Source organism: Micromonospora chalcea, assembly GCF_002926165.1.
GTDB lineage: Bacteria > Actinomycetota > Actinomycetes > Mycobacteriales > Micromonosporaceae > Micromonospora > Micromonospora chalcea.
The window spans coordinates 81,628-94,493 of record NZ_MAGP01000035.1; the positions used below are offsets into that span (position 1 = coordinate 81,628).

The 12,866-nt window shown below is 75.5% G+C and carries 14 protein-coding genes and 1 pseudogene; 10 read left to right on the plus strand and 5 right to left on the minus strand.

What is annotated here, in order from left to right:
• Positions 1-11 precede the first annotated feature (11 nt).
• Genes BAW75_RS04945 through BAW75_RS04955 form a run of 3 tightly spaced genes read right to left on the minus strand, consistent with a single transcriptional unit; the run spans position 12 to position 2,079 of the window.
• A complete protein-coding gene (locus tag BAW75_RS04945) occupies positions 12-608 on the minus strand; it encodes a TetR/AcrR family transcriptional regulator (RefSeq protein ID WP_030500283.1) in 597 nt (198 codons plus the stop codon).
• Complete coding sequence (locus BAW75_RS04950) at positions 605-1,360, minus strand: ABC transporter permease (RefSeq protein WP_104112789.1); 756 nt, start codon at positions 1,358-1,360, stop codon at positions 605-607. The genes BAW75_RS04945 and BAW75_RS04950 overlap by 4 nt, the downstream gene beginning before the upstream one ends.
• The gene (locus BAW75_RS04955; protein WP_104112790.1) at positions 1,357-2,079 is read right to left on the minus strand and encodes an ABC transporter ATP-binding protein; all 723 of its coding nucleotides are present in this window, start codon (positions 2,077-2,079) and stop codon (positions 1,357-1,359) included. The genes BAW75_RS04950 and BAW75_RS04955 overlap by 4 nt, the downstream gene beginning before the upstream one ends.
• A 110-nt stretch (positions 2,080-2,189) precedes the next feature.
• Here BAW75_RS04955 and BAW75_RS04960 point away from each other — a divergent pair, with 110 nt between their 5' ends.
• From BAW75_RS04960 to BAW75_RS04975, 5 genes and pseudogenes are all read left to right on the plus strand, one after another.
• On the plus strand, positions 2,190-2,579 hold the full coding sequence (locus BAW75_RS04960) for a MerR family transcriptional regulator (protein WP_051611426.1): 390 nt from the start codon (positions 2,190-2,192) through the stop codon (positions 2,577-2,579).
• Positions 2,580-2,730: 151 nt separating this feature from the next.
• A pseudogene (locus BAW75_RS32760) lies at positions 2,731-3,321 on the plus strand (phosphoribosyl-AMP cyclohydrolase); the annotation flags it as partial.
• A 237-nt stretch (positions 3,322-3,558) separates the two neighbouring features.
• The gene (gene hisI / locus BAW75_RS32765) at positions 3,559-3,972 is read left to right on the plus strand and encodes a phosphoribosyl-AMP cyclohydrolase (protein WP_043331113.1); all 414 of its coding nucleotides are present in this window, start codon (positions 3,559-3,561) and stop codon (positions 3,970-3,972) included.
• Complete coding sequence (locus BAW75_RS04970; protein ID WP_043329521.1) at positions 3,969-5,522, plus strand: anthranilate synthase component I; 1,554 nt, start codon at positions 3,969-3,971, stop codon at positions 5,520-5,522. Before hisI ends, BAW75_RS04970 begins: the two co-directional genes overlap by 4 nt.
• Positions 5,519-6,076, plus strand: a complete 558-nt coding sequence (locus BAW75_RS04975; protein WP_104112791.1) for a Trp biosynthesis-associated membrane protein — start codon at positions 5,519-5,521, stop codon at positions 6,074-6,076. The genes BAW75_RS04970 and BAW75_RS04975 overlap by 4 nt, the downstream gene beginning before the upstream one ends.
• Here BAW75_RS04975 and BAW75_RS04980 read toward each other — a convergent pair.
• Entirely contained in the window at positions 6,069-6,344 is a 276-nt protein-coding gene (locus BAW75_RS04980) for a hypothetical protein (protein ID WP_069089043.1), read from the minus strand. The genes BAW75_RS04975 and BAW75_RS04980 overlap by 8 nt on opposite strands.
• A gap of 443 nt (positions 6,345-6,787) precedes the next feature.
• Between BAW75_RS04980 and trpC the strand changes: the two genes are divergently transcribed.
• From trpC to trpA, 3 genes are read left to right on the plus strand one after another with little or no spacing between them, the layout of a single operon-like run.
• Positions 6,788-7,591, plus strand: coding sequence for an indole-3-glycerol phosphate synthase TrpC (gene trpC / locus BAW75_RS04985; RefSeq protein WP_208635190.1), 804 nt, complete (start codon positions 6,788-6,790; stop codon positions 7,589-7,591).
• A gap of 35 nt (positions 7,592-7,626) precedes the next feature.
• Positions 7,627-8,853 carry a tryptophan synthase subunit beta gene (gene trpB, locus BAW75_RS04990; RefSeq protein ID WP_104112793.1) on the plus strand — a complete coding sequence of 409 codons (1,227 nt, stop codon included), beginning with the start codon at positions 7,627-7,629 and terminating at the stop codon, positions 8,851-8,853.
• A gap of 4 nt (positions 8,854-8,857) precedes the next feature.
• Positions 8,858-9,661: a tryptophan synthase subunit alpha gene (gene trpA / locus BAW75_RS04995; RefSeq protein WP_104112794.1), complete on the plus strand. Its 804-nt coding sequence runs from the start codon at positions 8,858-8,860 to the stop codon at positions 9,659-9,661.
• Positions 9,662-9,779: 118 nt separating this feature from the next.
• Here trpA and BAW75_RS05000 read toward each other — a convergent pair whose 3' ends face one another.
• Entirely contained in the window at positions 9,780-10,331 is a 552-nt protein-coding gene (locus BAW75_RS05000) for an NUDIX hydrolase (protein WP_104112795.1), read from the minus strand.
• Positions 10,332-10,433: 102 nt separating this feature from the next.
• Here BAW75_RS05000 and lgt point away from each other — a divergent pair, with 102 nt between their 5' ends.
• Positions 10,434-11,663, plus strand: coding sequence for a prolipoprotein diacylglyceryl transferase (gene lgt / locus BAW75_RS05005; protein WP_104112796.1), 1,230 nt, complete (start codon positions 10,434-10,436; stop codon positions 11,661-11,663).
• Positions 11,664-11,674: 11 nt separating this feature from the next.
• Positions 11,675-12,862 carry an FAD-dependent oxidoreductase gene (locus BAW75_RS05010; protein ID WP_104112797.1) on the plus strand — a complete coding sequence of 396 codons (1,188 nt, stop codon included), beginning with the start codon at positions 11,675-11,677 and terminating at the stop codon, positions 12,860-12,862.
• Positions 12,863-12,866: the final 4 nt, after the last annotated feature.

Here is a 12,866-nt window from a genome sequence, read left to right on the forward strand (position 1 = left end):
GCCGCGACGGCTCAGGTGATGTCGCCGGTGAGGTACCGCTGGACCGTCGGGCCGACGGCGGCCACCAGCGTCGCCGGCTCGGCGGTGGCGACCGCGTCGAGGCGGAGCACGTACCGCATCATCGCCAGCCCGGCGAGCTGGGTGGCGACCAGGCCGCCGCGCAGCGCGCGCTGCGCCGGGTCGACGTCGAGCTGGTCGAGCACCCGCCGCAGCACCTGCGTGACCAGGAACTCGCGCAGCAGGCGCGCGGTCCAGTCGTTGCTGACCGCCGAGCGCAGCAGCGCCACCGCGGCGGTGCCGGTGGGGGAGTCCCAGACCTCCAGGAACACCCGGACCATCCGCTCGCCGAGCGCGTCCGGGCCGCCGGCGAGCACCGCCGGAAGCAGCCGTCCCGGGTCGGCCGGGAACGCCGTCGCGGCCCGGAACAGCTCCTCCTTGCCGCCGAAGTAGTGGTGCACGAGCGCCGGGTCCACGCCCGCCGCGGCGGCGATGGCCCGGATGGACGCGGCGTCGAACCCCCGCTCGGCGAACGCCTCCCGCGCCGCGGCGAGGATCGCCTCGCGGGTGTCCGGAGTGCCGGGCCGCCGCCCGGTGCGCCGCGCGTTCACCCGCTGCGCCGGCGCAGCGTCGCGGCGGCCAGCACCAGCGCCGCCACCGCCGCCCCGGTCACGATCGCCACGTCCCGCCACATCGTCCCGGTCGGCTCGGCGTGCGCGCCGACCTCCTGCAGCGCCTCGACCGCGTACGACAGCGGCAGCGCGTCGCTGACCGCCTGGAGCCAGCCGGCCATCTGGTCGGGCGGCACGAACAGGCCGCACAGCAGCAGTTGCGGCGCCACCACCACCGGCATGAACTGGACCGCCTGGAACTCGGTGCGGGCGAACGCCGAGCAGAACAGCCCGAGCGCCACCGCCAGCACCGCGTTCACCCCGGCGATCAGCACGACCAGCCACGCGCTGCCCGCGGTCTCCAGGCCGAACACCTGGTACGCGACGACCGAGGCGACAGTGGACTGGAGCACCCCGGCCAGGCCGAACGCGATGCCGTACCCGAAGAGCAGGTCGAGCTTGCCCAGCGGCGTGGTGAGCAGGCGCTCCAGCGTGCCCGTGGTGCGCTCGCGGAGCATGGCGATGCTGGTCACGAGGAACATGATGATGAACGGGAAGAAGCCCAGCATGATCAGGGCCACCCGGTCGAACGTGCTGGGCGCGCCGGGCGGGGCGGGCTGGTCGACGTACATGAAGTAGACGAGCGTGAGCAGCACCGACGGCACCACCACGAGCAGCGCCACGGTCCGCCGGTCGTGCCGGAGCTGGCGCAGGATGCGCCCGGTGGTGGCGGCCAGGATCCGTCCGTTCATCGCGCCTCTCCCTCGGCGTCGCGGATCAGGCGCAGGAACGCCTCTTCCAGGTCGTCGGTCCCGGTGGCGGCGCGGACCGCGGCCGGGGTGTCGTCGGCGACCAGCCGGCCCTCGCGGATCAGCAGCAGCCGGTCGCAGCGGGCGGCCTCGTCCATCACGTGGCTGGACACCAGCAGCGTGGTGCCGGCGGCGGCCATGGCGTGGAACCGGGCCCACAGGTCGGCCCGCAGCACCGGGTCCTGGCCGACCGTCGGCTCGTCGAGGACGACCAGCTCCGGCTCGCCGACCAGCGCGCACGCGAGCGAGGCGCGGCTGCGCTGGCCGCCGGAGAGCGTGCCGACGAGCTGGTCGGCCGCCTTTCCCAGGCCGACGTCGGTGACCGCGCGGTCGGCCTCGGCGCGGCCCCGGCCCTGGAGCACCGCGAAGTAGCGGGCGTTCTCCCGCACCGTCAGGTCGGCGTAGACGCTCGGCGCCTGGGTCAGGTAGCCCACCCGGCGGCGCAGGTCGGCCGAGCCGGCCGGGCGGCCGAGCACGTCGACCGCGCCGGAGCCGACCGTCTGCACGCCGACCACCGCGCGCATCAGCGTGGTCTTGCCGCTGCCGCTGGGCCCGAGCAGCCCGGTCACCGTGCCCCGGGGCACCCCGCAGGTGATGCCGTGCAGCACCCGCCCCTCGCCCCGGTCGACCACCAGCTCGCGGACCGACACCGCGTCGTCCATGCTTGCCTCCGTCAATTCATCACCCGATGAACTCAACGCTAGATGAATTCCGTCGGCGAGGCAACGAGGGACTTGACTTCGAGTGGGCTCGAACTGGAAGCCTGGAGGGCGTGGACATCAGCACGCGGGAGATGAGCCTCACCGTGGGTGAGGCGGCGGAACGGGTCGGCCTGACCACCTACACGCTGCGCTGGTACGAGCAGGAGGGGCTGGTGGGCCGCGTCGGACGGGACTCCTCCGGCCGCCGGCGCTACACCGAGTCCGACGTCAACTGGCTGTTCCTGCTCACCCGGCTGCGGCGCACCGGGATGCCGGTGCGCGACATGCGCCGCTACGCCGAGCTGGCCCGGCACGGCGACAGCACGCTCGGCGCGCGGCGGGCGCTGTTCGAGGCGCACCGCGCCCGGGTGCTGGCCCGGATGGCCGAGCTGGAGGAGGACCTGAAGGTTCTCGAATACAAGATCGACGCGTACCGGCGGGCGGAGGAGGAGTCGGGCTGAACACCCGGCGGCGGACAGGGAGTCCGGCATCGGAAGATCAGGTTTCGGGCACCATGAGGCAGTGGGTCCAGCTCCGTTGTCCGACACCGGGTTCCTCGACCTCTGGGCCGCCCGCCTGCGGCACGCCGCCGACCGGCCGGTCGTCGGGATCATGCTGCGGGGCAGCCACGCCCGGCGGGCCGCCACCGAGCACAGCGACGTGGACGTGGACGTGCTGGTGGCCGCCGACGAGCCACGCGCCACCGGCGGGCCCCGGCAGGTCACGTCCCGCCGCGGCACGCCGTACGCGGCCCGGCGGGCGTACCTGACCGAGTTCGGCGGCCGCCTGGTGCACGTCTCCGTGGCCGCCCGCGACGTCCGCTCCTGGGTACGCCGGCTCGGCCAGCCCGCCGACTGGGCGTTCGGCCTCCCGGTCACCGCGCCGGCCCGGCTGCTCTGGGCGGTGCCGGAATGGCGGCGCCGGATCGACCTGCCGGTGCTCTGCCAGCCCGCCGACGAGCCGCGCCTGGAGGAGCTGATCGCCACGCTGGGCAAGGTCGCCGCCGCGCGCCTGGCCGGTGACCCGGTCGGGGTCCGGCTCGCCGCGGCCGACCTGGCCCGGCTCTGCCCCTCGGTGCTGCGGCCGGCCAACCCGTCGGTGCGCGTGGTGTCCCGCCGGGCCGCCCTGACCGCCGCGCTGGACCTGCCGGTCGCCCCGCCCGGCTACCGCGACGACATGCTCCTCTGCCTCGGGCTGCGCCCCGGCGACCCGGCCGAGGTCGGCGCCGCCGCCGGACGGCTGGTCAACGGCATCCTCCCGCTGGTGCGCCCGTACGCGGCGGAGATCGCCCGGGCCACCGGGACCGACCTGGCCGAGGCGCTCACCGACGGCCGGGCGGACCGCTACCTGCGGCAGCTGGGCCGGGCGCTGGCGACGGTGACGCCCGCCTCCCGGGACACGTCGGCGGTCCCCGGGCCGCGTGCGGGAGAATGGTCAACCGTGCCCGCCCCTGACGCGCCGCTGACCGGCGCCCCCAGTCCCGGCCCGGCCCGGCCGTCCCGGCTCGACCCGGCCATCGCGGCCAAACTCCGCCGCACCCCGGACGGCCTGGTCGCCGCCGTGGTCCGCGCCCACGACACGGGCGAGGTGCTGATGGTCGCCTGGATGGACGACGAGGCGCTGCACCGCACGCTCACCACCGGCCGGGCCACCTACTGGTCGCGCAGCCGCGGCGAGTACTGGGTCAAGGGCGCCACCTCCGGCAACCACCAGTACGTGCGCTCGGTGGCCCTGGACTGCGACGGCGACGCGCTGCTGGTCAGCGTGGAGCAGGTCGGCGCGGCCTGCCACACCGGGCAGCGCACCTGCTTCTTCACCGACCTGCCGGTCAGCTCACCGGAGGAGACCCCGTGACCGACGGCACCGTCAGCCCGGACCGGTCCACCTTCGCCGACCTGGCCGCCCGCTGGCGGGTCGTGCCGGTGACCCGGCGGCTGCTCGCCGACGCCGAGACCCCGGTCGGGGTCTACCGCAAGCTGGCCGGCGGTCCCGGCACGTTCCTGCTGGAATCCGCCGAGCAGGGCGTCGGTTCGGCCGGCACGGCCTGGTCGCGGTACTCGTTCATCGGCGTCCGCAGCAGCGCCACGCTCACCGAGCGGGACGGCGAGGCGCGCTGGACCGGCACACCGCCCGCGGGCGTACCGACCACCGGGGACCCGGTCACCGTGCTCCGCGAGTCGGTCGACGCGCTCGCCGGCCCGGCCTGGGACCCGGCCGGCGGAATGCCGCCGCTGACCGGCGGGCTGGTCGGCTACCTCGCCTACGACCTGGTCCGCCGCTTCGAGCGGCTGCCCGAGCTGACCGAGGACGAGCTGGACGTGCCCGAGCTGGGCATGATGCTCGCCACCGACCTGGTGGTGCTCGACCACTACGAGGGCTCGGCGATCCTGGTCGCCAACGCGGTCCTGCCCCCGCTCGATACCCCCGGGCGGGCGGAGCTGGTCGACGCCGCGTACCACCACGCGGTGGGTCGCCTGGACGCCATGACCACCGCGTTGTCCCGACCGATCCCGCCCATGGTGTCCACCGTCGGCCGGCCGGGCGTCGGCGAGGTGGTCAGCCGGACCCCGGAGGGCGGCTACCCGAAGGCCGTGGCGGCGGCCAAGGAGGCGATCCGCGCCGGCGAGTGCTTCCAGATCGTGCTCAGCCAGCGTTTCGAGCGCCCCACCGAGGCCGACCCGCTGGACGTCTACCGGGTGCTGCGCACCACCAACCCCAGCCCGTACATGTACCTGCTGCGCTTCGACGGCTTCGACATCGTCGGGTCGTCCCCGGAGGCGCACCTCAAGGTCAGCGCCGGCCCGGACGGGCGGCGGCGGGCCCTGCTGCACCCGATCGCCGGCACCCGGCCGCGCGGCGGCTCCCCGGAGGCCGACGCCCGGCTCGCCGCCGAGCTGCTCGCCGACCCCAAGGAACGCGCCGAGCACGTCATGCTTGTCGACCTGGGCCGCAACGACCTGGGGCGGGTCTGCCGGCCGGGCACCGTGGAGGTGCCCGAGTTCGCCACCATCGAGCGCTACAGCCACGTCATGCACATCGTCTCGACGGTCGTCGGCGAGCTGCGCGCCGACCGCACCGCGTTCGACGCGCTCGCCGCCACGTTCCCGGCCGGCACGCTCAGCGGCGCGCCCAAGGTACGCGCCATGGAGATCATCGAGGAGCTGGAGCCGGTGCGGCGCGGCGTCTACGGCGGCACCGTCGGCTACTTCGCCTTCGGCGGCGACCTGGACATGGCCATCGCGATCCGTACCGCGCTGATCCGCGACGGCCGGGCCTACGTGCAGGCCGGCGCCGGGATCGTGGCCGATTCCGATCCGGCCGCCGAGGACCGGGAGACGCGCAGCAAGGCCGCCGCCGTCCTCGCCGCGATCGCGGCCGCCGAGACGCTGCGGGCAGCCCGGTGAGCGCGCCCGGCACCACCGCGCCGTCGGCCCGCGGTCGGCGCGAACTCGCGTACGCGGTGCTGCTCTGCCTGGCCGGGGCGGGCCTGGCCTGCTGGGCGGTGACCCGGACCTGGTCGGTGGAGATGACCGCCCGGGGGTCGCTGCCGCCCGGCCGGGCCGACCGGACCGGCGCGGAGCTGCTGCCCTGGGTGCTGGCGCTGACCTACGTGGGGCTGGCCGGCGGCGGCGCGGTGCTCGCCACCCGGGGCCGCCTGCGCCGGCTGCTGGGCCTGCTGCTGGGCGCGGTCGGCGTGGCCGTGGCGGTCGGCGGCGGGATCGGCCTCACCGAGGCCGGGGTGAGCCGTCAGTGGCCGGCGCTGGTGCTGGCCGGCGGCCTGGCCCTCGCGTCCGGCGGCGCGTTCACCGCGCTGCGCGCAGCGGGCTGGCCCGCGATGGGCGCGCGGTACGAGCGACGGGCCGTCCCGGCGGTCGAGCCCGGCCGGCCGGCGGTCGAGCGGGGCACCCGGGACGCGTGGGACGCGCTGGACCGGGGTGAGGACCCGACGGTCAGCTGACCGGCTGCGCCTCGCGCGCGTCGCGCCGGCGGCGGGCCGCGGCCCGTGCGGCGGTCAGCTCGGCCACCAGCCGCTCCAGCTCGCGGCGCTGGGCGGCGCGGGCCCGGTCGGCGCAGACGGCCTCCCAGGCGTTGCCCTGGGCGGTACGCGTCCGGCCGTCACCGGCCACCGCGCGCTCCAGCGTGTGCACCACGCCGAAGGCGAGGGAGGCGACGGTCCGGGAGATGGTGGTCAAGCCGATGGTCTGGTTCGGCCCGTTGGCGCTCATGGTCACCCCGCACGAGATGGTTGTCGGCGGTGGTCAGCCGCCGGTGTCGAGTCTGCCCGAGGACGATGCTGCCGGGCTCACGTTTCGCCCTCGTGAAGCACAGGTCAACGGTCCGCCAGGCGGCCCGACCTGGGCAGGGCCGGAGGTCCTTGAGCTTGGTCACAGCCCGGCGCGGGAGCGGTGCTGCGGCGACGGATCAACCGTGGTGAGATGGGGGATGGGTGACGGTCGATGCCAGCGTGGCGCTGCGTGACGTGGCGTTCACCGGAAGTCGGCCATCATGCCACAGCCCATGTCGTGAGGTGCGCCATACCCCCCGGCACTTGTCGCCAGGTGGCGCCCCCTAGCATCGGCCCATGACGCCCGGAGAGGGGAGTCCGTTGGTGACTGCTGAGCATGCGCACGCGGAGGGGGACGACGCCGGAGCGGCGCCGTCCGCAGGCGTGCTCGACGAGATCCTGGCCGGTGTGCGCGAGGACGTGGCCCGGCGGCAGGAGCAGGTTCCGCTGGAGCGGATCCGTGAGCTGGCCGCCGCCGGGCCGCCGCCGCTGGACGCGTACGCGGCCCTGCGCCGGCCCGGCGTGGCCGTGATCGCCGAGGTGAAGCGCTCGTCGCCGTCCAAGGGGCGGCTGGCCGAGATCGCCGACCCGGCGGACCTGGCCGGTGACTACGCGGCCGGGGGAGCGCGGGCGATCAGCGTGCTCACCGAGGGCCGGTGGTTCGGCGGGTCGCTCGACGACCTGGCGGCGGTGCGGGCCGCGGTGAACGTGCCGGTGCTGCGCAAGGACTTCGTCGTCTCCAGCTACCAGGTGCACGAGGCCCGCGCGCACGGCGCCGACCTGGTGCTGCTGATCGTCGCCGCGCTGGAGCAGAACGTGCTGGTCGGCCTGCTGGAGCGGATCGAGTCGCTGGGCATGACCGCGTTGGTCGAGGTGCACACCGAGGAGGAGGCGGACCGCGCCCTGGAGGCCGGCGCGCAGGTGATCGGCGTGAACGCCCGTGACCTGCGTACGCTGGAGGTCGACCGCTCGGTGTTCGAGCGGATCGCGCCCGGCCTGCCGAGCAGCGTCGTCAAGATCGCCGAGTCCGGGGTGCGCGGTCCGCACGACCTGATCCGGTACGCCTCCGCCGGCGCCGACGCCGTGCTGGTGGGCGAGGGCCTGGTCACCCAGAAGAGCCCGCGTGAAGCGGTCGCCGAGCTGGTCAACGCCGGTAACCACCCGGCCACGCCCCGCCCGGTGCGCTGAGCCGCCGGGCCACCCGATCCGAGAGGACGCCCGCGATGAGCGCCGCACCCGCAGCCGGCCAGGTTCCCGACGCCGCCGGTCACTTCGGCCGGTTCGGCGGCCGGTTCGTCCCGGAGGCGCTCGTCGCCGCGCTGGACGAGCTGGACGCGGCGTACCGCAAGGCGATGGGCGATGAGGACTTCCTCGCCGAGTTCGACGCGCTGCTGCGTGAGTACGCCGGCACGCCCTCGATGCTCTACGAGGCCCGGCGCTTCTCCGCGCAGGTCGGGGCGCGGGTCCTGCTCAAGCGGGAGGACCTCAACCACACCGGCGCGCACAAGGTCCGCAACGTGCTGGGCCAGGCGCTGCTCACCAAGCGGATGGGCAAGCGGCGGGTCATCGCGGAGACCGGCGCCGGCCAGCACGGCGTGGCCACCGCCACCGCCGCCGCGCTGTTCGACCTGGAATGCGTCGTCTACATGGGCCAGGTGGACACCGAGCGGCAGGCGCTCAACGTGGCCCGGATGCGGATGCTCGGCGCCACCGTCGTCCCGGTGACCACCGGCTCGCGCACGCTCAAGGACGCGATGAACGAGGCGATGCGGGACTGGGTCGCCAACGTCGACGACACCCACTACCTGATCGGCACCGCCGCCGGCCCGCACCCGTTCCCGGAGATGGTCCGCGACTTCGTCCGCGGGATCGGCGTGGAGGCCCGCCAGCAGTGCCTGGACCTGACCGGCACGCTGCCGGACGCGGTCGCGGCGTGCGTCGGCGGCGGCTCCAACGCGCTGGGCATCTTCCACGCGTTCGTGCCGGACGCCGGGGTCCGCCTCTACGGCTTCGAGGCCGGTGGCGAGGGCGTCGGGACCGGCCGGCACGCCGCCAGCATCACCGGCGGTTCGTCGGGCGTGCTGCACGGCACCCGCACGTACGTGCTGCAGGACGCCGACGGGCAGACCATCGAGTCGCACTCGATCTCGGCCGGCCTGGACTACCCGGGCGTCGGGCCGGAGCACGCCTGGCTGCACGACACCGGCCGGGCCACGTACCTGCCGGTCGACGACGCCGACGCGATGGCCGCGTTCGAGCTGCTCTGCCGAACCGAGGGCGTGATCCCGGCGATCGAGAGCGCGCACGCGCTGGCCGGCGCCCGCGCGATCGCCCCCCGGCTCGCCGAGGAGCTGGGCCGGGAGCCGTTGATCGTGGTCAACCTGTCCGGCCGGGGCGACAAGGACGTGCACACCGCCGGCGCGTACTTCGGCATCCTCGACAAGGAGTGACAGCGTGAGCCGCATCGGGGTCGCCTTCGACAAGGCGCGGGCGGACGGCCGGGCCGTGCTGGTCGGCTGCATGCCGGCCGGTTTCCCGACCGTCGAGGGCAGCATCGCCGCCATGAAGGCCATGGTCGAGGCGGGCGTGGACGTCATCGAGGTGGAGATCCCGTACTCCGATCCGGTGATGGACGGCCCGGTCATCCAGAAGGCGAGCGACATCGCGCTCGCCGGTGGCGTCCGCGTCGCGGACGCGCTGCGCGTCGTCGAGGCGGTCGCCGCGACCGGGGCGAGCGTGGTCACCATGACCTACTGGAACCCGATCGAGCAGTACGGCGTCGACGCGTTCGCCCGCGACATGGCCGCCGCCGGTGGGACCGGCCTGGTCACGCCGGACCTGATCCCCGACGAGGCCGCCGAGTGGCTGGCCGCCTCCGACGCGCACGGCCTGGACCGGACGTTCCTGGTCTCACCGTCCTCGACCGACGCGCGGCTGCGGATGACCGCCGAGCACTGCCGCGGCTTCGTCTACGCCACCGCGATCATGGGCGTCACCGGCGCCCGCGCGCAGACCTCCGAGGCGGCCCCGGTCCTGGTCTCCCGGCTGCGCGAGGTCACCGACATCCCGGTCGGTGTCGGGCTGGGCGTGGGCACCGGCGCGCAGGCCGCCACCGTCGCCGGGTACGCCGACGCGGTGATCGTGGGCAGCGCGCTGGTCCGCTGCGTGCTGGACGCCCCGGACCAGGCCGCCGGCCTGACCGCGCTGCGCAAGCTGAGCGCCGACCTGGCCGAGGGCGTCCGCAACCCGGCCCGCTGACGCCCGGCTCGCCACCTGCTTGATCGACTCCACTTCGCCGAGCTGGCGTGGTCCAGGACGCCGGGATACCGCCACTTCGCCGAACTGGTGTCGATCAAGCGAGCGAGCGGGCGGGCGGTCAGCGGCTACTGCTGTCGACCTGCTCGGAGGCGCGCTGGCCGGGCGGGGCGGGCTGCCCGTCGCCGGGCTGTCCGTCGCCGGGTGGCGTGAGCGCGTCGGCGGCGGTCGTGTGCCGCAGCACGCCGGCGCGGCCGGCGAGCGCGTCCGCGATCGCCGCGCGTGTCGTGGGGGTCAGCACGTCGGGCAGCTCTTGCGGCGGCCACCACCGAGGCAGGCACCCGGTCGCCGGTTCGCCCGCCGGTCCGGCGTCGGCCGGTCCGGCGCGGAACACGTGCACCAGCACGTCGGGGCGCGCGCCGCACCGCCCGGCCGGTGGGGCGGGCACCGGTGGACCGGTGACCCGGTAGAGGCCGACCAGGTCGGCCGGCGCCACCACCCAGCCGGTCTCCGCGCGAACCGCCCGGACGACGGCATCCACCGGGCTCTCGTCGTGGCGCAGCCGCCCGCCCGGCAGGCCCCAGCGCCGGGCCCCCTCGGACCGGCTGCAGAGCAGCAGCCGCCCGGATGCGTCGGTGACGACAGCGGCGACCGCCCAGGTGAGCGGGCTCATGGACAAACAGCCTACGACCGTGCAAACCAGAAGTCATCCGACCCGCGCGGCAGGCGGCCCGGGGTGCCGCGCACACAGTCCGCACCGGTACCGTGTGCACCCGTGACCCTCGCCCCGATGACCCCACTGGCGGCCATGCCCAGCCCCAGCACCGCCGTCTGGCAGCTCGGTCCGGTTCCGATCCGGGCGTACGCGCTCTGCATCATCCTCGGCATCGTGGTGGCCTGCGTGGTCACCGAGTACCGGCTGCGCCGCCGCGGCGTCGCTCCGGGCGCGGTGCTCGACATCGCCGTCTGGGCGGTGCCGGCGGGCATCATCGGCGCGCGGATCTACCACGTGATCACGTCGCCGGAGAAATACTTCGGCGCCGGCGGCGAGCCGATCAAGGCGCTCTACATCTGGGAGGGCGGGCTCGGCATCTGGGGCGCGGTGGCCGGTGGGGCGGTCGGCGCGTGGCTCGCCGCCCGGCAGCTCGGCATCCCGTTCACGGTGATCGCCGACGCGCTGGCGCCCGGGCTGCCGCTGGCGCAGGCCGTGGGCCGGCTGGGCAACTGGTTCAACAACGAGCTGTACGGCGGGCGCACCACGCTGCCCTGGGGTCTCGAGGTGCACGTGATGGACCCGGACAACCCGGGTCACGCGCTGCGCGACGACGCCGGAAACCCGGTGCTCCAGCCGGGCCTCTACCATCCGACGTTCCTCTACGAGGCGCTCTGGAACGTCGGTGTCGCCGCGCTGGTGCTCTACCTCGACCGCAAGCTGCGGCTCGGGCGCGGCCGGGCGTTCGCGCTCTACGTGATGGGCTACACGGCGGGCCGGTTCTGGATCGAGCTGATGCGCACCGACGAGGCCAACCTCATCCTCGGCGTACGGCTCAACGTCTGGACCGCCATGCTGGTCTTCCTCGGCGCGCTTGCCTACTTCGTCCGGGTCCGGGGACCCCGTGAATACCTCGTGCCGGTGGGCGAGCCGGCCGCCGCGCCCACCCCGTCCGGGGACGTCTCCCAGGTCGACCTCTCCGCCCGGGAGGCCGCCGCGCGGCCGGCCCCGCCCGAGGGCTACCGGGTGGTGAGCGAGGAACAGTTCGACGCGTACCGGAAGACCGGCGTGCTGCCCCCGGTGGAGCCGGCGGCCGACGACGACCGGCCGGAGACCACCGACGGTGCCACCGACGGCGACGCGGACCAGGCCGACCGCACGGACACCGACCCCGCGGCCACCGACGGCGCCGACGCGGACGGCACCGACGCCGACCCGGAACGGACGGACGCCGAGCGCACGAACGCGGGCCGGGCCGACGCCGCCGCGCGCCCCACCGACCGGGACAGCTGAGCGGGGGAGTCATGCGCAGCGCGGTGGTGGTCGGCGCCGGCCTCGGCGGGATGGCGGTGGCCGGCGTGCTGGCCCGCTCGGGATGGCAGGTCACGCTGCTGGAACGCGCCGACCGGGTCCGGCCGGAGGCGACCGCCGTGGTGCTCTGGCCCAACGGGGTACGCGCGCTGCGCGCCCTCGGGCTGGGCGACGGGCTGGACGCGATCGCCACCCCGCTGCCCGACGGCGGCGTGCGCCGCCCGGACGGGCACTGGCTGGTGCAGCCCCGGTCCACCCCGGCCGAGCGGATGCCGGTGGTGGTGCACCGGGAGGACCTGCACGACGCGCTCATCGCCGGCCTGGGTGACCGGGTCGAGCTGCGTACCGGCGTGAGCGTGCGGACGGTGCGCGCCGCGTCCGGTGAGCGCCCGGCGGTGGGCGACGGCCGGCACACCTACGAGGCGGACCTGGTGGTGGCCGCCGACGGCACCGACAGCGAGATCCGCCGGCAGTTGGCGCCGGAGACGTCGGTGGTCAGCTCCGGGTGCGCGGCGTGGCGGGCGGTCATCCCCTGGTACCGGGCCCCGCAACTGCCCGACGACCAGCCGCTGCAGGGGGAGACGCTGGGCGCCGGCTACCGGTTCCTGGCCGCCTCGCTCGGCGAGCGGGGCAACGCCGGGGCGTCCCGCCGGGGCGGCGTCTACTGGGTGGCCACGGCGGCGGGCGCGCCCCGCCCGGAGCCGCCCGAGGTCCAGCTCGCCCTGCTCAAGCGCTGGTTCGCGGGCTGGCCCGCGCCGATCGGCACGCTGCTGGACGCGACCGACCCGGACGACGTGGTGCAGCAGGAGATCCGCGAGCTGCGTCCGCTGCCGAAGGCGTACGGCTTCCCGGCCGGGCCGGGCGGCGTGGTGCTGCTCGGCGACGCGGCGCACGCCATGCCGCCGCACCTCGGCCAGGGCGCCTGCCTGGCGTTCGAGGACGCGGCGACGCTGGCCGGACTGCTACGGGAGTCGCGGCTGCCGGACGCGGTGACCGCGTACGACAGGCTGCGCCGGCCCCGCGCGGCCACGATGGTCCGGCAGACCCGGCGGATGTCGGCGGTCCTGCAGGCCCGGGGCCGGCTGGCGCTACGCGCCCGCGACGCCGCCCTCGGCACGATCAGCCCGCGCCTGCGTAACACGGCCGCCGCGGCGGCCGCCGCCTGGCAGCCGCCGTCCTGACCTC

What these genes read in the sequence shown, in the direction of transcription:
- BAW75_RS04950 (WP_104112789.1), bottom strand. Translation starts at nt 1,360, where the DNA reads ATGAACGGACGGATCCTGGCCGCCACCACCGGGCGCATCCTGCGCCAG.
- BAW75_RS04955 (WP_104112790.1), bottom strand. Translation starts at nt 2,079, where the DNA reads ATGGACGACGCGGTGTCGGTCCGCGAGCTGGTGGTCGACCGGGGCGAG.
- BAW75_RS04980 (WP_069089043.1), bottom strand. Translation starts at nt 6,344, where the DNA reads ATGAGCGCCAACGGGCCGAACCAGACCATCGGCTTGACCACCATCTCC.
- trpB (WP_104112793.1), top strand. Translation starts at nt 7,627, where the DNA reads ATGAGCGCCGCACCCGCAGCCGGCCAGGTTCCCGACGCCGCCGGTCAC.
- BAW75_RS05000 (WP_104112795.1), bottom strand. Translation starts at nt 10,331, where the DNA reads ATGAGCCCGCTCACCTGGGCGGTCGCCGCTGTCGTCACCGACGCATCC.
- BAW75_RS05010 (WP_104112797.1), top strand. Translation starts at nt 11,675, where the DNA reads ATGCGCAGCGCGGTGGTGGTCGGCGCCGGCCTCGGCGGGATGGCGGTG.